Origin of the sequence: Halomarina rubra (assembly GCF_023699475.1) — an archaeon.
Lineage (GTDB): Archaea > Halobacteriota > Halobacteria > Halobacteriales > Haloarculaceae > Halomarina > Halomarina rubra.
The window spans coordinates 506471-525418 of the sequence record NZ_JALXFV010000002.1 but is presented as its reverse complement, the minus strand read 5'-3'; the positions used below and the strand labels follow the sequence as shown (position 1 = coordinate 525418).

General features: G+C 66.2%; 18 protein-coding genes. 10 read left to right on the top strand and 8 right to left on the bottom strand.

Annotation, left to right across the window (positions count from 1 at the left end):
- Positions 1-4 precede the first annotated feature (4 nt).
- From artA to M1L36_RS03940, 6 genes are all read right to left on the bottom strand, one after another.
- Positions 5-916 (bottom strand): archaeosortase A, encoded by a 912-nt coding sequence (artA, locus tag M1L36_RS03965; RefSeq protein ID WP_250872412.1) that lies wholly within the window; start codon positions 914-916, stop codon positions 5-7.
- A 57-nt stretch (positions 917-973) separates the two neighbouring features.
- Entirely contained in the window at positions 974-1978 is a 1005-nt protein-coding gene (locus tag M1L36_RS03960; RefSeq protein ID WP_250872411.1) for a hypothetical protein, read from the bottom strand.
- Positions 1979-2116: 138 nt separating this feature from the next.
- Complete coding sequence (locus M1L36_RS03955) at positions 2117-4855, bottom strand: DUF7282 domain-containing protein (protein WP_250872410.1); 2739 nt, start codon at positions 4853-4855, stop codon at positions 2117-2119.
- Positions 4856-5350: 495 nt separating this feature from the next.
- Complete coding sequence (locus M1L36_RS03950; RefSeq protein WP_250872409.1) at positions 5351-6112, bottom strand: VOC family protein; 762 nt, start codon at positions 6110-6112, stop codon at positions 5351-5353.
- 112 nt (positions 6113-6224) lie between these two features.
- Positions 6225-6680, bottom strand: coding sequence for a TIGR04206 family protein (locus M1L36_RS03945; protein WP_250872408.1), 456 nt, complete (start codon positions 6678-6680; stop codon positions 6225-6227).
- 47 nt (positions 6681-6727) lie between these two features.
- Positions 6728-7840 (bottom strand): OBG GTPase family GTP-binding protein, encoded by a 1113-nt coding sequence (locus tag M1L36_RS03940; RefSeq protein WP_250872407.1) that lies wholly within the window; start codon positions 7838-7840, stop codon positions 6728-6730.
- 142 nt (positions 7841-7982) lie between these two features.
- Here M1L36_RS03940 and M1L36_RS03935 point away from each other — a divergent pair, with 142 nt between their 5' ends.
- The 4 genes from M1L36_RS03935 (at position 7983) to M1L36_RS03920 (ending at position 10196) form a co-directional block, all read left to right on the top strand.
- The gene (locus tag M1L36_RS03935) at positions 7983-8843 is read left to right on the top strand and encodes a hypothetical protein (protein ID WP_250872406.1); all 861 of its coding nucleotides are present in this window, start codon (positions 7983-7985) and stop codon (positions 8841-8843) included.
- A 96-nt stretch (positions 8844-8939) separates the two neighbouring features.
- Positions 8940-9101 (top strand): hypothetical protein, encoded by a 162-nt coding sequence (locus M1L36_RS03930; protein ID WP_250872405.1) that lies wholly within the window; start codon positions 8940-8942, stop codon positions 9099-9101.
- Positions 9102-9257: 156 nt separating this feature from the next.
- Positions 9258-9458, top strand: coding sequence for a VNG_1110C family protein (locus M1L36_RS03925; RefSeq protein WP_250872404.1), 201 nt, complete (start codon positions 9258-9260; stop codon positions 9456-9458).
- Between the two features lie 258 nt (positions 9459-9716).
- Entirely contained in the window at positions 9717-10196 is a 480-nt protein-coding gene (locus tag M1L36_RS03920; RefSeq protein ID WP_250872403.1) for a 50S ribosomal protein L11, read from the top strand.
- A gap of 87 nt (positions 10197-10283) precedes the next feature.
- Here M1L36_RS03920 and M1L36_RS03915 read toward each other — a convergent pair whose 3' ends face one another.
- Complete coding sequence (locus tag M1L36_RS03915; protein ID WP_250872402.1) at positions 10284-10895, bottom strand: hypothetical protein; 612 nt, start codon at positions 10893-10895, stop codon at positions 10284-10286.
- 192 nt (positions 10896-11087) lie between these two features.
- On the opposite strand from M1L36_RS03915, the gene M1L36_RS03910 reads away from it, so the two are divergent.
- From M1L36_RS03910 to M1L36_RS03885, 6 genes are all read left to right on the top strand, one after another.
- Entirely contained in the window at positions 11088-11822 is a 735-nt protein-coding gene (locus M1L36_RS03910) for a bacteriorhodopsin (protein ID WP_250872401.1), read from the top strand.
- A 175-nt stretch (positions 11823-11997) separates the two neighbouring features.
- On the top strand, positions 11998-12636 hold the full coding sequence (locus M1L36_RS03905) for a 50S ribosomal protein L1 (protein WP_250872400.1): 639 nt from the start codon (positions 11998-12000) through the stop codon (positions 12634-12636).
- Entirely contained in the window at positions 12637-13680 is a 1044-nt protein-coding gene (locus M1L36_RS03900) for a 50S ribosomal protein L10 (protein WP_250872399.1), read from the top strand.
- A gap of 17 nt (positions 13681-13697) precedes the next feature.
- A complete protein-coding gene (gene rpl12p / locus M1L36_RS03895; RefSeq protein ID WP_250872398.1) occupies positions 13698-14030 on the top strand; it encodes a 50S ribosomal protein P1 in 333 nt (110 codons plus the stop codon).
- Positions 14031-14181: 151 nt separating this feature from the next.
- Positions 14182-15405 (top strand): tripartite tricarboxylate transporter permease, encoded by a 1224-nt coding sequence (locus M1L36_RS03890; RefSeq protein ID WP_250872397.1) that lies wholly within the window; start codon positions 14182-14184, stop codon positions 15403-15405.
- 120 nt (positions 15406-15525) lie between these two features.
- A complete protein-coding gene (locus M1L36_RS03885) occupies positions 15526-17259 on the top strand; it encodes a hypothetical protein (RefSeq protein ID WP_250872396.1) in 1734 nt (577 codons plus the stop codon).
- Positions 17260-17373: 114 nt separating this feature from the next.
- Here M1L36_RS03885 and cysS read toward each other — a convergent pair whose 3' ends face one another.
- Positions 17374-18861, bottom strand: coding sequence for a cysteine--tRNA ligase (gene cysS, locus M1L36_RS03880; RefSeq protein WP_250872395.1), 1488 nt, complete (start codon positions 18859-18861; stop codon positions 17374-17376).
- Between the last annotated feature and the right edge of the window lie 87 nt (positions 18862-18948).

The window sequence follows — 18948 nt, the reverse complement described above, 5'->3', positions numbered from 1 at the left end:
GCGGTCAGTCCGCGACGACCGGGTCGGTCTCCGGGAGGTCGACGTCGAAGGCGCTGGCCAGGTCGTACTCGCGGCGCGTGAGGATGTACAGCACGTCCTCGACGACGACGAGCAACTCGGGCAGGTACTTGACGACCAGCCAGAGGATAGCGACGAGCACGACCACGGAGGCCGACTGCGCGAGGACGCGGTCGGCGACGTAGAACGACGCCATCTCCGGCCCCTTCAGCGCGAACAGGGCGTCGGCGGGGCCGTGGAGCCACTGGAACCACTGGTCGCCGAACGCGACGGCGATGAACACGTTCCGGACGATGTTGAGCACCCAGATGACCGGGATGGAGACCGCCGCGGCCTGGAGTTTGCGAGTCAGCGGCGCGTCGACGGCGGCGATGAGGCCCGCGAAGATGGTCATGCTCCCGATGCCGGTGCACATCAGGACGATGCGCGTCGTGTTGACCAGTCCGTGGCGGCGGAAGACGAACAGCGACTCGAACTCGCCGTGGCCGGTGATGCGCTCGGGATGGTACCCCAGCAGGTTGATACCCCACTCGGTCTGCTGGGCGACGGTCAGGATGAGCCACTCTCTGAGCCCGGTCACCGTCAGGAACGGCAGGTAGACGAGACCCATGACCGCGACGGCGCGCGTGAGGACGAACAGCGAGTCCCGACCGCGCGCGAGGAGGTAGCCCGCGTACAGACAGCCCGGAACGGCGACGGCGGCGGCGACCCCCTCGATGGCGCTCTGGGCGACGAACGCGAAGTGGGGGACGAGCACCGCCCAGAAGCCGGCGAAGACGACCCACGCGGCGACACTGACGGCCCGACCCGCGCGGCGATCGACGGTCGCGAGGAGCGACCCGCTCGCGAACAGTCCGACGACGAGCCACGCCAGCAGGTCGGTTGTCGGTGATGCCATATCGAACGAGATGGTCTGCGTGCCGTACGGGTAAGTCTCCTGTGGTCGTGCGCGCGGTCAGTACCACCGGATTCGCGTCGCCCTGTGGCGCGTGTTGTACGCTTCGAGTCCCTCACCCATCACGCCACGGAGTAAGAAGTCGTCGTACATCGTCGTGTGGGTGTAGTCGACGAACGTCGTCGGGACGACCAGTTCGCCGTCCTCCCGGAGCACGCTGGCGAGTGCGGTGTAGACGTGCTTGTGCCGGGCGTCGAAGACGTGCGCCGAGACGACCGGCACCGTCTGCTCGCGGGCGGGCACGGCGTGGAACGCCTCCATCGACCGCCAGACGAACTCGTAACAGAACATCCCGGTCTCGCCGGCCGCCAGCAGGGACTCGAAGTCGACGGGGTCTTCGAACCCCGCCCGCAGGTCGGCGGCCCCGAACAGCACGTTGTCCTCGACCGACCCCGCGAGGTATCGCGGGACGTCGTAGTCCGCGTAGCGCCGGAACCCGTCGGTCAACCCGTGGACCGTCGCCTCGGGGTCGGCGGGGTCGGCCTCGGTGAACCGCTCGACGGTCGCCGGTTCGACGTCCCGGAAGAACGGCCCGCGACAGCGCTCGACGGTCTCGGGGCGGGTGTCCCCGTTCCGCGTCCGCTCGAAGAACGCCTCCAGCGTCGAGAACTCGAAGCCGACCGCGTCCTCAGCGAACGCCCGCTGGTCCTCGACGGTCCGAACGAGCGCCCCGTCGAGGGCGTGGTCCTCGTCGAGACGACGTGCTCGTTCGCGGTCGGTCGCGTCGAGCGTGTCGGTCCCCCGGGAGGACTCGACAGTGATGGTGTCGTCGTCGAACCGGAGGGTCGCGTCGTCGAGGGTGACGGCGTCGGCTTGCGGGCCGAAGCTCGCACCGGCGACGGCGTCGAGGTCCTGTTCGGTGAGGTTCGTCCCGACGAGCACGCCGTAGCCGAGGACGACGTTGTCGATTGCTTTGAAGCCCGCGAGCGCACCGACGCTCCCGCCGAGCAGGCGCAACACGCGCCGCCGGTCGAGGTCGACGTCGAGGCCACTCGGGACGTCCATACCACCCGGTCGGCGACGACGGGTAAGTATCTTCCACCATCCGACGACGAACACGCGGACGTGGCTGTCGCTGGGTGGTGTAGCGTCCGAAAGAAAGGTATCGCGGATGACCGGAGCGAGGTCCGGTTGTGTTACGGCTTAGTTGTCGCGGCGCACTGCGAGCAGTGCGGCGGCGACGAGCGCGATGAGCGCGACGACGATACCGAAGCCGGGCTGGCCACCGTCGTCACCGGGCGTGGTGCCGGTCTGCTCGTCGGTGACGGGAGCGTCGGTCGTGCCCGTGGTCGGGTCGTCCGACGTCGTCGTCTCGTTGCCGGGCGTCGGCTCCGTGCCGGTGTCGGTGGACTCGTTGCCCGAGCCAACGGTCAGCTGCGCGTCGTCGGTGACTGCCGCACCGCCGTCACCGGACGTGTACGGGCCGTCGTCCTCGCCGTCACTGCTGACGAAGTCGTAGGCCTCGTTGCCGTTCGTGTCCTGGTGGGGCATCGCGATCACGGTGCCGTCCTCGGTGTACGGCGTGTCGAGCGTGATGTTGACGTCCGTCGCGTTACCGTCGAGGTACTCGGACGTACCGCGGACGGACTCGAACGTTGCACCGTCGAGGAGCGTGCCGTCGTGGATCGTGACGAAGCCACCCTCAGGGAGGGCAGCCTCGGCGACGACGACGTACTGACCGTTCGTGGTCTGGTCCTCGATGGTGACCGACGCGCTGCCGGTCGTGTTGTTCGAGACGGTCAGCTCTGCGCTGTCAGTGACAGCCGAGCCGTTCGAGGTGTACGGCAGGTCGTCCGACCCGTTGGACGTGACGAAGTCGTACTCCTCGTTACCGTTCGTGTCGAGGTGGGGCATGGCGATGGCCGTGCCGTCCTCCTCGTACGGTTCGTCGAGGGAGATCTCGACGTCCGACTGCGAACCCGATTCGAGGTAGTCGGAGGTGCCGCGGACGGAGCCGAGGGCGTCGCCCTCGTCGACCAGCGTCGCGTCGTGGATGGTGATGAAGCCACCGTCCGACAGCTCAGCGCTGGCGACGACGACGGACGAACCGTCGGTCTCCTGGTCCTCGATGCTCACGGAGGCCGTGCGCGGTGCCTCGATGACACCGGGGACGTCCGTGACGTCGTTAACGTTCATCAGGTCTGCACCCGTCAGCGACGCTTCGAACGTCGTGTTGGGGGCAACGCCCGAGAAGTCGAACTCGACTGCGAACGTGCCGTCTTCCTGGACCGTTGCCTGACCTGGCTCGAGGAAGGGCTCGTCGCGGGTCGTCGAGCGAACGTTGAAGTTGAATTCGGTACCGGGTGCGACCGAGCTCTCGCCCGAGATGGTCGCGTTCTGCTCTGCGCGGACAACGATGGTGTCCGTGTCGTCGATCTCTTCAGTGTTGAACTCGGCCGTGCGCGGGACGTAGTCGAACGTGTCGTTGAGGGTCGTCTCCTCAGCGACGAGGTTCGTGTCCGCCCCGAGCGTCAGCGAGGTCTCGAGTTCCTGACCGGTTGCGATGTCCTCACCGAGGACATCGGAGCTCACGACGACGTAGGAGACACCCTCGCCGTCGGTGACGAACTGGACGTCGCTCGAGCTGAGCTCGACCGAGTCCGTGTTGTCGTTGACGTTAGCCGTCGTCTCGGAGATTTCGAGCGTAACGTCGTCGCTGTCGATGAAGTCACCGAAACCACCCGCGGACTCGACGGCACCGAAGATGCCGTCGGCCTCGAGGCGGTGGACGATGTAGTCTTCCGAGGCGACCATACCGGTGTCCGTCGAGACGTTCTCGACTGCGCTAACGGTGGTCGACGAGCCGAAGGACTCCGCGGACGGAGCCGTCGAGATGTCGAACGAGTCGATGGAGCCCTCGTTCAGCGCGAGGACTGCGACGTCCGACAGGTCGTCGTCGATGCGCGTCTCAAGGTCGTACGCGGCGTCCGCGGAGAGGATGTTGTCGAGCGAAGGCTCGTCACCAACGACGTTCACACTGTCCTCACCCGATGCGGCAGCGCTGAACGCGCTCTCGCCGTTGTCGAGGGTGTTGTAGGTGTTGAAGAGGATGACGACCTGGTCGTCACCGTTGCCGTCGGAGACTTCCAGTTCTGCCTCGTAGTTCACGTCCTCGGACCCGACGGTGACCGTGACGGTGCTGGAGCTGCCAACGTTCGTGATGTTGACGGGGATCTCCACGACGTCACCGCGCACGCCCGTGTAGGCCGACTGGGTGAACGTCGCACCGGAGTCAGGCGTGACACCGACACCGAGCGAGGCGGATGCCGTCGCTTCAGTGTCGACGACTTCGATGTTGAAGTCGTACGTCTCGCCCTCCTCGAGGCCATCGGGGAGCGTGTCGACGAGGTCGAGGCTACCGTCGGTCGGGACGTCGACCTGGAAACCGTTCGTCGAGTCGCCGTCAACGTCCGAGTCGGAGAAGATTTCCGAAACGGAGACGTCGCTCGGGAGGTCGCCCGACGAGATGGTCACGCGGTAGGAACCACGGTTGGACGTCGTTTCGAGGGCGTCCTCACCGTCGAACGTCGCCGAGATGGTCTGCGTCGAGACCGTGAAGTCGATCTCCGTGTCGGTGCCCTGCACGCGGAGCGTGTAGGAACCTTCGGTGATCAGCTCACCGTCGATGTTGAGCGTGATCTCACCCGAGCCGTACTCCTTGACCAGCTGGCCGTCGGAGTCGACGAGGGTGTAACCAGGCTCGTCGCCTTCGTTGTCATACGTTACCGTCTGCCCAATGAAGACGACGTCGCCGTCGACCAATTCCTCATTGGCAGCACTCTGGGCCGCGACACCGCCCGTCAGCGCGATAGCCCCGCCGAAGACGGAGAAGACCATCAGCGCAGCGAGGAAGATGCTGCGAACCTTGTTGTTTCCTGTCATGGTTATCGTACCTGTCGGGTCTAGCACGGTCCCCGACCGATGACCAGATGGCCACCAGATTGGTCGGTACTTCGTACTGTCACCATGGGTAGGGGTACATCGCAAACGAACGCTCGGTGTTATAAATGCTTTCTGGTGATGTCAGACGCGTGTGAACGGCTCTCACTGCCGAATGTGGGGGATATACGCTTTGTGGCTATGTCGTCCGAGCGGCGGACGGTCGTCAGACGAACACCGCTCAGACGGCCGAAATCGGTCGGGTTCGTTAACTGTCTGCAAAATTACAGAGTGGGGGTAGACCCCCGAAAGCCGGCGCGGTGGGTTACTCTCGTGGCGAGTAACTCTCGCCGTCCGACCCGCCGAAACGATGTGTGTTTATATACGATGACGTGTTCGCGAGGCGACGAACGCTCGCGCGCGCTCGGTCCCGACGCCCTCCGGGGACGAGGCGAGTTGCGAGTCGAGGAGAAGGCGAGTGCTGGCAGTCGCCGACGACTATCGGGTGACCAGTTCGACCTCGTGGCCGTCGTTGGTCTTCGTGAACGCGTAGTTGTTGTCGCAGGACTCTGGGTCGCGGTAGTCCTCGGCCTCGCGTTCCATCACGGTCTCCCAGGCGTCGTCGAGGTCGTCGACCCGGACGGCGACGTGCCCCCACGCGTCGCCCATCTCGTACGAACGCCCGTCGTAGTTGTACGTCAACTCGACGCTCATCGCCTCCTCGGCCGCGTCCTTCGGCTTCGCGAAGTAGTTCGCGAACGTGTCGGACTCCCAGCGGCCGGTCGGTTCGTACTCGAGTTTGCGCGCGTACCAGCCGAGGGCGGCGTCGGCGTCCTCGACGCGCACCATCGTGTGGTCGAGGCTCCACTTCGCGCCGTGGTCGCGTTTGACGAGTTCGATCTCGTGGCCGTCGGGGTCCTTGACGAACGCGTACCGGTCGTCACAGGACTCGGGGTCGCGGTAGTCCTCGACGCCGGCGTCCATGAGTTCCTCGTAGGCGTCCTGCAGACCGTCTTCGGGGACGCGAACGGCGATGTGCCCCCAGGCGTCGCCCATCTCGTACGAACGCCCGTCGTGGTTGTAGGTGAGTTCGAGCAGTGCGCCCTCCTCGTGCATCTCTTCGGGGCCGAGGAAGACGTTCGTGAAGGTGTCGGCCTCCCAGCGACCCTTCTCCTCGTAGCCGATGGCCTCGGTGTAGAACTCCAGTGCGGCGTCCAAATCTTCGACGCGCATCATCGTGTGGTCGAGAATCGCGTTCACGGTGGTGTACACTCGCGGGCGAGCGATAAACGTTGGTGGAACCGGCGACGCCCCCCGATAGCACCCACCTTTCCCGCCAATCTTCTCGGGGGTCCCCCGGTCTGCTCCCGACTCACTCGACGCGTTCGGCGACCCACTCGCGGTACGCCGGCCAGTAGTGCCACCACGCGGCGACGAGCAACAGGACGCTCCCGACGGGCACCGCCACGATTCCGGGGCGCAGCGAGAACCACTGGGCGAGCGGGAACTGACTCACGCCGGCGACGACGAGCAACCCACCGGTCAGGCGACGGTCGTCCCACCCGCTCAGACCCGCGAGCGCACTCACGAGTGCGCCGGTGTAGACGCCCGCCCCCACGAGCCACGAGTCGATGGCCGCCGCTCGCCCGTATCGAGAGTACTGGAGGTACTCCGGTACGGTGACGAGAAACCAGGGGTCGTCGTTGAGCAACCCGAACGGGAACACGAACGTCAGGTCGCGGCCGGCGACGACCGTCCACGGAACCAGTCCCAGCGCGAGGACGACGGCGAACCGTCGAACTGCTTCGCGTCGTCGGGCTACGCGCACGCGAGAATTACTCGGTTTCGCGACCGTCGAGGAGTCCTCGGCCACGACTACCGCCGCATGATGAGTCGCAACACGTCCTCGTCCTGCAGTTCGTGGTCCATCCCGACCTGCTGTTCGTCGTGTTTCGCGCTCGGCCCGGAGACGCGTGCGAACCGGAACCGCTGGCGGAAGTCGCTCCCGAGTTTGTCGAGCACGTCGTCGATGGTGCTGTCGCCTCGCCGCACCACCATCGGTTCCTCGTAGTCGACGCCGCGGCCGGGCTTGTCCATGTAGATACGGATGAGACCCAGCGACTCCCAGATGGACTCCTTGAGCGAGTCGAGTCCCTTCTCCTTCTCGGCGCTGATGAACACCGCCGTCTCGGGGTCGATGTCCCGGTCTCTGAGCTGGTCGTTGACCGTCTCCAGGTAGTCCGGTTCGATGAGGTCGGCCTTGTTCACCGAGACGAGCGAGGGGAGGTAGACGCGGTTGTCCATCAGCGCGTCCACCAGGCGGTCGATGGTCAGCTCCTCGCGGACGGTGACGTCGGCGTTGATGTAGTCGTACTCCCGGAGCACCTCCTTGATAGTGCTCTCGTCGAGTCCGACGTCGCCGCTGGTCGTCACCTTCAGCCCGCCTTTGATGTTCTTCGAGACGCTGACACTCGCGGGGCGACTGTCCAGACGGATCTTGTTGTTGTACAGCTCCTCGCGCAGGCGGTCGTACTGGTCGATCTCGAACACCGAGAGGACGAACAACACGAGGTCCGCGGTCCGGACGACCGACAGCACCTCCCGGCCACCACCGCGCCCGTCGGCCGCGCCCTCGATGAGTCCCGGCACGTCGAGCAGTTGGATGTTCGCGCCGCGGTACTGGAGCATCCCGGGGTTGACGTCGAGCGTCGTGAACTCGTAGGAGCCGACCTCGCTCTCGGCGTTGGTCAACGCGTTGAGCAGCGTCGACTTGCCCACGGAGGGAAAGCCCACCAGCGCGACGGTGGCGTCGCCGGTCTTCTCGACGGCGTACCCCTGTCCGCCGCCCGCCGACGACTGGTTCTGGAGCTTCTCCTTTTTCTGTGCGAGCTTCGACTTCAGCCGACCGATGTGCGCCTCGGTGGACTTGTTGTACGGAGTGTTGGCTATCTCCTCCTCGATGGCGTCGATATCCTCCTCAAGTCCCATTGCCCTGACTTCGGCCACCGGGTACGAAAAGGGTGTCCTTCCGTGGCAGGACCGACACAGATGCGCTGCTGGAAAGAAAACTCCGAGTAGTCCCCGAACCTGTCGAAATTGCATAGTGTCCATGTTGGATGAATGAGCCCGATTGTCGTCGTGGAGCAATCGTGTTTCTATACCAAGGGGTTTAATGTCGGCCGGTCGTGTCGAAATTGGCACATGCAGCGACGAACGTACCTGTCCCTGGTTGGTCTCGCCGCATCGAGTGTCCTCGCGGGTTGTTCCGAGGGGGAGTCGACGACCACGCCCGGAGACGACGGAGCTAGCACCGATACGACGAGTAATCCCCCCCACAACGGTCGGAAGCGAGGCCGACGACGACACCCCAGCGACCGAGGAGACCGAGACGACGACCGAATCTGAAACCGAGACCCAGACTACGGACGGGGCTACGGCGTCGTTCGGCCCTCAGACCTTCGAAGGCAGTGGCACCCAGACGAGCGACACCGTGCAACTCCAGCCGGGGCCGATAACAGCGGAGTTCACTCACGATGGCGAGAGCAACTTCATCACCTCGCTCGTGACGCTCGAGGGAGAGTCCTACGAAGACGTCTCGCTGACGAACCTCATCGGTAGTGTGGAGGGTTCGACCGTCGCAGCCGTCAACGCGAGTGGTGGCCACAACCTGAACGTCGACGCGGACGGCGAGTGGTCTGTCACGCTCGAACAGCCGAGTGAGGTGAGCCCCGAGTCGCTGCCAGTCGACGCCAGCGGCGAGGGACTGACCTTCGTCGGACCGTTCGAGTTCGACGGCGCGACGGAGTTCCAGGGGACACACGAGGGCGACAGCAACTTCATCGTCGAGCCGATTCCTGTCGACCCCTCAAACGTCGCTGTATCGATATTCAACGAAATCGGCCAGTTCGAAGGGTCGACGACCGCGCGTCTTGATGGAATGTTCTACCTGAACGTCGACGCGAACGGCCCGTGGACCCTCACGACGAACTGAGAGGCGTCCGCGTTAGCAGTGCTGACTAACGACTTCCCTATCACAGACACCCCCCGCCACGCACACGCCTATACGGCGGCCGGTCGTACGGACCGTATGGAAAAGCGGACCCTCGCGAAGAACCTCGCGCTCCTCGGGCTCGCGTTCGTCGCCCTGCTCCACACCGGTCTCAGCCTCTACTTCGACACCGACCTCATGGTCGTCGGTGTCGCCATTCTCATCGTCGTCGTCGTCGGTCTGTTGCTCGTCAACCTCTGATTCGTCTCCCACCCCGGAGGGCGGATGTCGCCCGTTGGGGCGCACGAACAGCACCGTAGCGCCACCGATTCCTACCACCGACAGATACCGCGTCGGCGAGCGCCCGGTGAGCGTGTTTCAGTACGTTAATAGGCCATGCCCGAGCACCGTCTGACGATGAGTGACGCCGTCCGGTACCGTGACAGTACGCAGATCGTCCTCCCCCGTGAGACCCTGGGAGGACTGCGCGCTGACCTCGGGCGGGAGTTCGTACTGACGTTCGTCGACCAGGACGACACCGTCCGCATCATCGGGAGCCCCGTCGAGATCAAGGAGGCGAGCGACTGGCTCGCTCGCCACGGCGTCTTCCTCCCCTGAGTCGGTGGCGTCGCGACGCGCAGCTATCTCCCGACCGGTCTCGTCTTCCTCCGTCCGGACACGTCTTCTTCCACCGGTCTCGTCCCCCTCTGAGCAGCCACGTCTTCTCCGGCCAGTCGCCGGTCGTGACGGCGTTCGCCACGCACGAGCAGTGGGACTCTGCCGTCGCGAGCGTGACCCTGTTCGGGCGTGTGACTCCCCACCGTGGGGAAGGCAACAAGACAACTCTTAAAACCGCGAGAGGGGAATGTGGCCGATATGGGAGGTACCATCGAAGTGCTCGTCCCCGGCGGACAGGCCAACCCCGGGCCACCGCTCGGGCCGGAGCTCGGCCCGACGCCGGTGGACGTGCAGGCAGTCGTCAGTGAGATCAACGAGCAGACCGCCGCGTTCGACGGCACCGAGGTCCCCGTCACCGTCACGTACGACGACGACGGGAGCTTCGACATCGACGTCGGTGTGCCGCCGACGGCGGCGCTCGTCAAGGACGAACTCGGCTTCGAGACGGGCAGCGGTCGCCCGCAGGCGGAGTTCGTCGCCGACATGTCCATCGACCAGCTCGTGACCGTCGCAGAACAGAAACTACCCGACCTGCTCGCGTACGATACGCGCGGCGCAGCGAAGGAAGTCGCGGGCACCTGCGTCTCGCTCGGTGTGACCATCGAAGGCGAGGACGCCCGGACGTTCAAACAGCGCGTCGCGGACGGCGAGTTCGACGAACAGCTCGGCTCGGCGTAATCGCGCTCTCTCTTTCCGATTTCATCGGCCCGAGAGCGACTGCCGTCTCTCCGGGGCGACTCCCGTACGCTCGACGTCTCGACCCCGTCAGTCGAGCGCCCGTCGCTCGCGGGCGGCGACCCAGCGACTCGCCGCCCAGCACGCCAGCGACCCGGCGAGGGCGGCGAGGGCGACGGTGTCGACGGCGATACCCACACTGGTCGCCGTCGCGACGGCGGCGAACGGGTCCGTCGTCCCGCGGGTGACGACCGTCAACGCGTCTTCGAGGTGGCCGAGGAAGAGGTAGCCCACCGAGAACGCGATGGCGAACCCACCCGTGCCGAGGCTGATGGTCGTCGCGAGGTCCTCGAGCGTCACCAGACGGTCTGCCTGGCGTCGTGTGTCGACGTCCGAGCGGACGACGACCAGGCAGACGAGTACTGCGGCGGCGAGCAACTGGACGGCCCCGCCCAGCGCCCCGACGAGCAACACCTTCGGGAACGTCTCGACCGCCGGGGCCGACAAGAGGGTACGCGTCGAGGTGGGGTAGGTCGCGACGATGGGGAGCACCGACGCGAGCACGACGAGCAAAGCCGCCTGTCGGAGGAGGGTTCGAGACACCGGCCCGCGAATCGGCCGGTACCGGTCGACGGTCGCGCGTTGGTACGGGCAGTCGCTCATCACGGCGTCCGCGATGGGGTCGTCGAGGTCGGTGCTCATTCGGTTAGCGAGTCGGTCCCACTCCCCGATGATAGACGTGTCGGTACGCGAACCGTCTCCACATCGAACACTCCGGCCGATGATAGCGAACACCGGTCGTGTCAGTCGGTTTCGTAATGCGGTGCGACTGTCAGACTTATTTTAAGATTGTTGATATGTATAAGCTCGGTCGGTGCCTCTCTCCGAGTACATATGGCTGAAGTAGGAGCGGAGTCTCTCTGGCTGTGGATCGGCACCGCCGGGATGACACTCGGAACCCTGTACTTCGTCGGCCGTGGCCGGGGGGTCACCGACCGGAAGATGCAGGAGTTCTACATCATCACGATATTCATCACGACCATCGCCGCGTCGATGTACCTCCTGATGGCGACTGGCTTCGGCCTCACCGAGGTCCAGGTCGGCGGCGAACCGCTGGCTATCTACTGGGCGCGCTACGCCGACTGGATATTCACGACGCCGTTGCTCCTGTTGGACCTCGCGTTGCTCGCCGGCGCGCATCGCAACACCATCGCGACGCTCGTCGGCCTCGACGTGTTCATGATAGCGACGGGCGTCATCGCGGCGCTCGAACCGAACGCGACGTTCCGTATCCTCTGGTGGGGCATCTCGACGGGCGCACTCTTCGTGCTCCTGTACGTGCTCTACAGCGTCCTCTCGGCGGACGTGAGCACGAAGCCCCCCCAGGTCCAGCGCCTGTTCGGCCAACTGCGGACGCTCACCGTGGTGCTGTGGCTCGCGTACCCTATCGTCTGGCTGGTCGGCACGGAGGGCACCCTCGAACTGATTCCCCTCTACTGGGAGACGGCGGCGTTCATGGTGCTCGACCTGAGCGCGAAAGTCGGCTTCGGCCTCCTGCTCCTGCGCTCGCGCAGCACGCTAGCCGAAGCGGCCCGACCCGAACCCGACGCGGCCGCCTCGACGGCCTGAACCACGCGGACACCGCGTCCGTCGGCCCTCTTTCGCGACGTCGACCCCGCTCACGAGCGCCCGCTCGCGTCGCCAGTTCGACGTATTTAAGTCCGCGAGGTTAGTGACGTGAAACGAGACAGGCGTAGCCTGTTTCACGCCGTAGTAGCCTCACGGCGCACTACGGAGGTGAACAATGGCAGATCAGGAAATAGAGGATGCAGTCTCTCGCGCACTCGAGGACGCCCCGGCCCGGAACTTCCGGGAGACCGTGGACCTCGCTATCAACCTGCGCGATCTGGATCTCAACGACCCGTCTAACCGTGTCGACGAAGGCATCGTCCTTCCGAACGGAACGGGACAAGACACACGTATCGTCGTGTTCGCAGAGGGTGAGACAGCCCTTCGAGCACAGGACGTGGCCGACGACGTACTCGACGGCGACGCCCTCGAAGAACTCGGTGACGACTCCGACGCCGCGAAAGACCTCGCCGGCGAGACGGACTTCTTCGTCGCCGAGGCGAACATGATGCAAGACATCGGTCGTTACCTCGGGACCGTCCTCGGTCCCCGCGGGAAGATGCCGACGCCGCTTCAGCCGGACGACGACGTCGTCGAAGTCGTCGAACGGATGAAGAACACGGTGCAGGTACGCTCGCGGGACCGCCGGACGTTCCACACGCGTGTCGGTGCCGACGACATGTCCGCAGAAGCGATCTCGGACAACATCGACGTCATCGTCCGCCGACTCGAAGCCGACCTCGAGAAAGGCCCGCTCAACATCGACTCCATCTACGTGAAGACGACGATGGGTCCCTCCGTGGAGGTGGCCTAAATGTCCGCGGAGTCCGAGCGCAAGACCGAGGTCATCCCACAGTGGAAACAGGAGGAGGTCGACACCATCGTCGACATCCTCGACAGCTACGAGAGCGTCGGCGTCGTCAAACTCGCCGGCATCCCCTCGAAGCAGCTTCAGGCGATGCGCCGTGACCTCCACGGCACCGCCCAGCTTCGGGTCTCGCGGAACACGCTGATGATTCGCGCACTGGACGAGACCGACGCCGACCTCTCGGAGCTCAACGAGCTCGTCGAGGGGCAGGTCGGCCTCATCGGGACGAACGACAACCCGTTCGGCCTCTACCGCGAACTGGAAGCGTCGAAGACGCCCGCGCCTATCAACGCCGGGGAAATCGCCCCGAACGACATCGTCATCCCCGAGGGTGACACCGGAATCGACCCCGGTCCGTTCGTCGGCGAACTCCAGCAGGTCGGTGCGGACGCGCGCATCCAGGACGGGTCCATCCAGGTCCTGTCCGACTCGACCGTCCTCGAAGAGGGCGAAGAGGTCAGCGCGCAACTCGCGAACGTCCTGAGCGAGCTCGAGATCGAACCGAAGGAGGTCGGCCTCGACCTCCGTGGCGTCTACTCCGACGGCGTCCTGTTCGACCCCGAGGACCTCGCCATCGACCTCGACGAGTACCGCGCCGACGTGCAGGCGGCCGCCAGCGCCGCTCGCAACGTCTCGGTCAACGCCGTCTACCCGACGGCTCAGACCGCGGGCCTCATCCTCGGCAAGGCGTCCAACGACGCCCGTGCCGTGGGTCTCTCCGCCGCCGTCGAGAGCCCGGCCATCGCCGACGACCTCGTCGGGAAGGCCGACTCCCAGATGCGCGCGCTCGCCGCCATCATCGACGACGAGGAGGCGCTCCCCGAGGAACTGCGCGGTGCTGACCTCGCCGCCCCCGCAGGGGACGACGAGGACACCGCCGAGGACGAATCGACCGACGACCAATCCGCCGACGACGCCGACGGCGACGACACCGACGACGATGACGACGACGAGGACGGTGCCGACGCCATGGGCGCGATGTTCGGCTAACAACCCAACTTAGAACAATGGAGTACATCTACGCAGCACTCATCCTGAACGAGACGGACGAAGAGATCAACGAAGACAACATCACCGCGGTCCTCGAAGCCGCCGGTACGGACGTCGAGGAGTCCCGCGTGAAGGCCCTCGTCGCCGCCCTCGAGGACGTCGACATCGAGGAGGCCATCGAGACGGCCGCCGCCGTCCCCGCCGCAGGTGGGGCCGCAGGCGGTGCCGCCGCGGACGAGGCCGACGACGCTGAGGACGAGGCCGACGAGGCCGAGGCCGAAGCCGACGACGACGACGACGACGAGGAGGACGAGGCCAGCGGTGAGGGTCTCGGCGAGCTGTTCGGCTAACTGCCCGGCACGCCACCCGTCTTCGAGTCGAACTCAGACCTTCTTCGTTTTTCGCTCGCCCAGTGACGACGCCGGACGATGCCGGACGACGCGATTCTCTCTCGAGACCGCTCCGAACGTTCAAGACCCATCGCGGCACCACCTCGCCTCGATGCTCCCTCGGGTCGTCGTCGCGCCGGAGTTCGCCCTCGCGGTCTGTGGGTTCACGCTCGCCGGTATCGCGCTGGGGACGCTGAGCGGCCTCGTCCCGGGCCTCCACGCGAACAACGTCGCGCTCCTACTGGCGGCGGGTGCGGCCGCCGCACCGGGGCCGCCGACGCTCGTCGCCTGTGCGATGCTGGCGGCGGGCGTCGTCCACACGTTCCTCGACGTGGTGCCCGCACTCGCGCTTGGCGTCCCCGACCCCGCGATGGCCGCGAGCGCGCTGCCCGGCCATCGCCTCGTCGTCGAAGGCCGCGGTGAGGAGGCGCTCCGCTTGTCGGCACTCGGGAGCGTCCTCGCCGTGGCGCTCGCGGTGCCCCTGGCGGTCCCCATCACGATGGCGATGACGCGACTGTACCCCGTCGTCACCGCCAACCTCTCGCTCGTCCTCGGGGGTATCGCGCTCGCGATGGTCCTCACCGAACCGACCTGGCCGCGACGCGCCGGGGCGACCCTGGCTGTGGGCGCGAGCGCCGCGCTCGGCCTCCTCACGCTCGACCTCGCCGTGTCGGGGCCGCTCGGCGGGAGTACGCTCATGCCGCTGTTCGCGGGGCTGTTCGGCGTCCCCGTCCTCCTCGACGCGATGGGCGGCGCGGGCGTTCCGGAACAGGACGACGCACGACTCGCGCTGTCGCGACGCTCGGTCGCCGGCTTGGGCGGCGTCGGGACGCTCTCGGGGGCCGCGGTCGGCTACCTGCCGGGCGTCTCCAGTGCGGTAGCGGCGACGCTGGCGCTGACGGCCGTCCCCGGGAGGTACGGCGCGCGGGGGTTCGTCGTCGCCACCAGCGGCGTCAACACGGCCAACACCGTCTTCGCGCTGTTCGCGCTGTTCGCCCTCGGGACGCCCCGAACGGGTGTGCTGGTCGCCGTCGACGACACCGTCAGTGCTCCCTCGCTGACGCTGTCGGTACTGGCCGTCGCGGGGGCCGCCCTCGCGGGGTTCGTCCTCGTCGGCGCACTCGGCCCGGCATACCTGCGATTCGTGGGCGACCTCGACCCGACCAGACTCTCCGTGGCGGTGCTCGCGCTCCTCTGCGTGTTCGCGTTCCTGTTCGCGGGCGGGGTCGGTGTGGGACTGCTGGTGGCCGCTGGTGTCGTCGGTCTCCTGCCACCGCGCCTCGGCGTCAAGCGGGCACACCTGATGGGGGTGCTGGTCGGACCGCTGGCGCTGTGAGGGGCAACGGGACGAGCACTCGGAATCCGCGCAGACTCCCTGTCGTCGTCGGTAGGAGCTCCATACCGAGAGTAAACTCCGGGTAACAATACACTCACCACATACAGACAGAACCGCTGAATGACATCCAAGTTCATCGCGGCCACGTTCGCCGTCCTGACGGTCCTCTCCGGTGCGTTCGCCGGCGTCGCCGTCGCAGGGACAGCTTCGGCGGCCCCGCAAGACGTCTCCTCCTGTACAGTCATCGACCAGTCCGGCGAGTACCAGCTCTCGAAGGATATCGTCGTCACCGGTCCGGTCAGCAACTTCGGCTGTATCGAGATTGCGGCCGACAACGTCACGCTCGACGGGAACGGCCACACAATCACCCGCACGACGACGGTCGGACCGAACGCTGCAATCTACACGACCGCCGAAAACGTCGAGATTCGGGACCTGACGGTACGTGGGTTCCGCTCGGGCGTGTACGTCGGGTCGCTCGACGGCGGTGACGAGATGCTCGACGTCGAAATCAGCGACGCGACGTTCGAGGAGAACGACTGGGGCGTGCGAACCATCGAGACGCTCGGCGTACAGGTCAGTGACTCGACGTTCGAGAACAACTCCTACGGTATCTCGGTGTTCACCGAACCCGATGCTGACAACGAGTACGCGGACTTCGTTTTCGACTCGAACACGTTCGTCGACAACAGTCGCGACATCGAGGCCGACTCGACGCTCGTCACCGTGCTCGACAGCGAGTTCACCGGTAGCGTGTTCGGCGTCATCAGCGACAAGGGTGTCGTGTCGGTGAACAACACGTACACCGGCACGTCCGTGGCGGGCATCAACACTGGTGTCTCCGGTCCCACTGCCATCGACGGGTACGAATCGGACGCACTCACGCTCTCGCTGAACGACACCGTCGTCGACAACGAAGGCACTGGCATCGTCGCTGCCGGTACGGTCGCCGTCGTCGGCGCGACGGTCGAAAACAACGGCGGCAACGGTATCGACGTCGGCAGCAAGTACGAAGCCGAGAACAGCAGTGAGGCTGTCGTCGTCCAGAGCGCTATCCGCTCGAACGACGGTGACGGCGTCTTCGTCCGCCCGGAGACCGACGCTGACCTCGCTACCTCGATGACTATCCAGAGCAGCGTCATCGCCGACAACGGCGGTCTCGGCGTCAACGTCTCCGACGGCAACGACATCGCGAACGCGACGGGCAACTACTGGGGGTCGGCCGACGGCCCGTCCAGCGAGACGACCGTCGCACTCGAAGACCCCTACACGGGCGCACTCGCGAACGGGAGCGGCGACGCGGTCAGTGAAGGCGCAGTCGAGAACGTCTCGAACGTCCACTTCGACGGCTCCCTCGAGGAGAACCCGCTCCTGCCCGACGCCTACCAGATCGACGTCGCGGCCGGTGAGGTCATCGAGAACCTCGGTGTCGACGGCGACGACGCCGACGACGAGAAGGACTTCTACGGCACGCAGGACCGTCTCCTCCAGTCGAAGACCGTGGTGGACGACGGCACGGTGACGGGCAGCTACAACGTCCCGACCGGCGAGAACGTCACGAAGACCCTCGACGGCTGTGCGGTCACGTACACGCCGGTGAGCTACGACGCAGCCACGGGCGAGGCGACCCTCTCGGTCAGTGTCGCTAACGACACCGGCTGTGAGAACGTCACGCTGACGCTCGCGGGCTACGAACTGCCCGGCGACGACACGACGTTCGTCCGCGCGAACGCGGACGGCCAGGAACTCGTCGACTACCAGACCGTCACGCTGAGCGCCGGCGAGTCCGCCACGGTCACCATCGACCTCTCCGACGAGGACACGATGGAGACTCTGCTGGCCAGTCTGAACTGAGCAGGTCAGCGACTCAGCGGACAGAACGACTCTGAACCACACTTCTTTCGCGCGCTCGACCGCCGAGCGGTGCGACCGGTCGGCCCGTCGACCAGGAGCAGACTATCGGTCCGACTACAGCCGGTAGGTCGCGCCCTCGGCCCCGTCCTCGACGACGACGCCGAGCGCTTCGAGGTCGTCGCGGATGGCGTCGGCGCGGTCGTAGTTGCCCGCTTCGCGTTCCTCCTCGCGAATCGAGAGCAGGAGTTCGGCGAGGTCGCCGGCGAGCGTCACGTCGCCCTCCGTCGAGTCAGCGCCGAACGCGAGGCCCAGCACCGTCCCGCCGAGCGCGTCGAACGTGTTGACCGCGTCGTCGAGCGCGACGTGGTCGTAGCGGTCGGTCTCGTCGACGTGGCGGTTGACGGCGGTCGCCAGTTCGAGCAGGGCGGCCAGCGCGCCGCGCGTGTTGACGTCCTCGTCCATCGCCTGCGCGAAGTCGGCCTGGGCGCGCTCGACGACGCCACGGAGGTCCTCGTCGGTCGCCTTCGCCGAGGCGTCCGGAGAGTCGAGTGCGCCGACGGCCCGCTCGTAGGCGCGCTGGAGGCGGTCGAAACGCTCCTGTGCCTCCTCGACGGTCGCCTCGGAGTACGTCTGCTCGGAGTCGTAGGCCGTCGAGAGCAGGAACGTGCGGACGACGTTCGCCCCGAGGTCCTCGACGGCGGTCTCGACCGTCCAGAAGTTCCCCAGCGAGGAGGACATCTTCTCGCCCTCGGTCTGGAGCAGGCGGACGTGGAGCCAGAACCGCGCGAACTGCTCGCCGGTCGCGGCCTCGCTCTGGGCGATCTCGTTCTCGTGGTGCGGGAAGACGAGGTCCTGCCCGCCCATGTGGATGTCGAGGGTCTCCCCGAGGTGGGTCATGCTCATCGCCGAGCACTCGATGTGCCAGCCCGGTCGGCCCTCGCCCCACGGCGAGTCCCACGTCATCGCGGTCTCGCTGGCGTCTTCGGCGGGGGCGGCCCCCTCGTGACGGTGACCCGCGACGGTCTCGGCGTCGACGCCGTCGGCCTTCCACAGCGCGAAGTCCGTCGGAGTGCGCTTCTCGGCCTGTTCGTCGTCGGGCGCGTTCGCCTCGAGGGCCTCGATGGACTGGTTCGACAGTTTGCCGTACTCCTCGAACGCGGTCGTGTCGAAGTACACCGAACCGTTGGACTCGTAGGCGTACCCCTTCTCGACGAGCGTCTCCACGAGGTCGATGATCTCGGGGACGTGCTCGGTCACCTTCGGGTACACCTCCGCACGCAGGAGGTTGAGCGAACGCATGTCGTCGATGGCCCGCTGGAGGTAGCTCCGGGCGACCTCGCGTTCGGAGTCGCCCAGGTCGTCCTCGCCGACGCGGGCGACGATCTTCTCGTTGACGTCGGTGACGTTCTCGACGTGTCGCACCTCGTAGCCCCGGAACGAGAGCCAGCGATGCAACACGTCGGCGTGGACCCACAGGCGGGCGTGGCCCAGGTGGGGCGGGTCCGAGACGGTCAGCCCACAGACGTACAGCAGGACCTCCTCGCCGGCGGGTTCGAAGTCCTCGCGGTCGCCCGTGAGCGTGTTCGTCAGGCGGATGCTCATGGCCGCGATACCGCCGGCGACGGTTTGAACGCATCGGAACCGTGAGACACACTCCGTCGGCGTCGACCCGGTGAACGAGACGGGCGG

What these genes read in the sequence shown, in the direction of transcription:
- artA (WP_250872412.1), bottom strand. Translation starts at nt 916, where the DNA reads ATGGCATCACCGACAACCGACCTGCTGGCGTGGCTCGTCGTCGGACTG.
- M1L36_RS03960 (WP_250872411.1), bottom strand. Translation starts at nt 1,978, where the DNA reads ATGGACGTCCCGAGTGGCCTCGACGTCGACCTCGACCGGCGGCGCGTG.
- M1L36_RS03955 (WP_250872410.1), bottom strand. Translation starts at nt 4,855, where the DNA reads ATGACAGGAAACAACAAGGTTCGCAGCATCTTCCTCGCTGCGCTGATG.
- M1L36_RS03940 (WP_250872407.1), bottom strand. Translation starts at nt 7,840, where the DNA reads ATGGGACTTGAGGAGGATATCGACGCCATCGAGGAGGAGATAGCCAAC.
- M1L36_RS03930 (WP_250872405.1), top strand. Translation starts at nt 8,940, where the DNA reads ATGGAAAAGCGGACCCTCGCGAAGAACCTCGCGCTCCTCGGGCTCGCG.
- M1L36_RS03925 (WP_250872404.1), top strand. Translation starts at nt 9,258, where the DNA reads ATGAGTGACGCCGTCCGGTACCGTGACAGTACGCAGATCGTCCTCCCC.
- M1L36_RS03920 (WP_250872403.1), top strand. Translation starts at nt 9,717, where the DNA reads ATGGGAGGTACCATCGAAGTGCTCGTCCCCGGCGGACAGGCCAACCCC.
- M1L36_RS03915 (WP_250872402.1), bottom strand. Translation starts at nt 10,895, where the DNA reads ATGAGCACCGACCTCGACGACCCCATCGCGGACGCCGTGATGAGCGAC.
- M1L36_RS03910 (WP_250872401.1), top strand. Translation starts at nt 11,088, where the DNA reads ATGGCTGAAGTAGGAGCGGAGTCTCTCTGGCTGTGGATCGGCACCGCC.
- M1L36_RS03905 (WP_250872400.1), top strand. Translation starts at nt 11,998, where the DNA reads ATGGCAGATCAGGAAATAGAGGATGCAGTCTCTCGCGCACTCGAGGAC.
- M1L36_RS03900 (WP_250872399.1), top strand. Translation starts at nt 12,637, where the DNA reads ATGTCCGCGGAGTCCGAGCGCAAGACCGAGGTCATCCCACAGTGGAAA.
- rpl12p (WP_250872398.1), top strand. Translation starts at nt 13,698, where the DNA reads ATGGAGTACATCTACGCAGCACTCATCCTGAACGAGACGGACGAAGAG.
- M1L36_RS03890 (WP_250872397.1), top strand. Translation starts at nt 14,182, where the DNA reads ATGCTCCCTCGGGTCGTCGTCGCGCCGGAGTTCGCCCTCGCGGTCTGT.
- M1L36_RS03885 (WP_250872396.1), top strand. Translation starts at nt 15,526, where the DNA reads ATGACATCCAAGTTCATCGCGGCCACGTTCGCCGTCCTGACGGTCCTC.
- cysS (WP_250872395.1), bottom strand. Translation starts at nt 18,861, where the DNA reads ATGAGCATCCGCCTGACGAACACGCTCACGGGCGACCGCGAGGACTTC.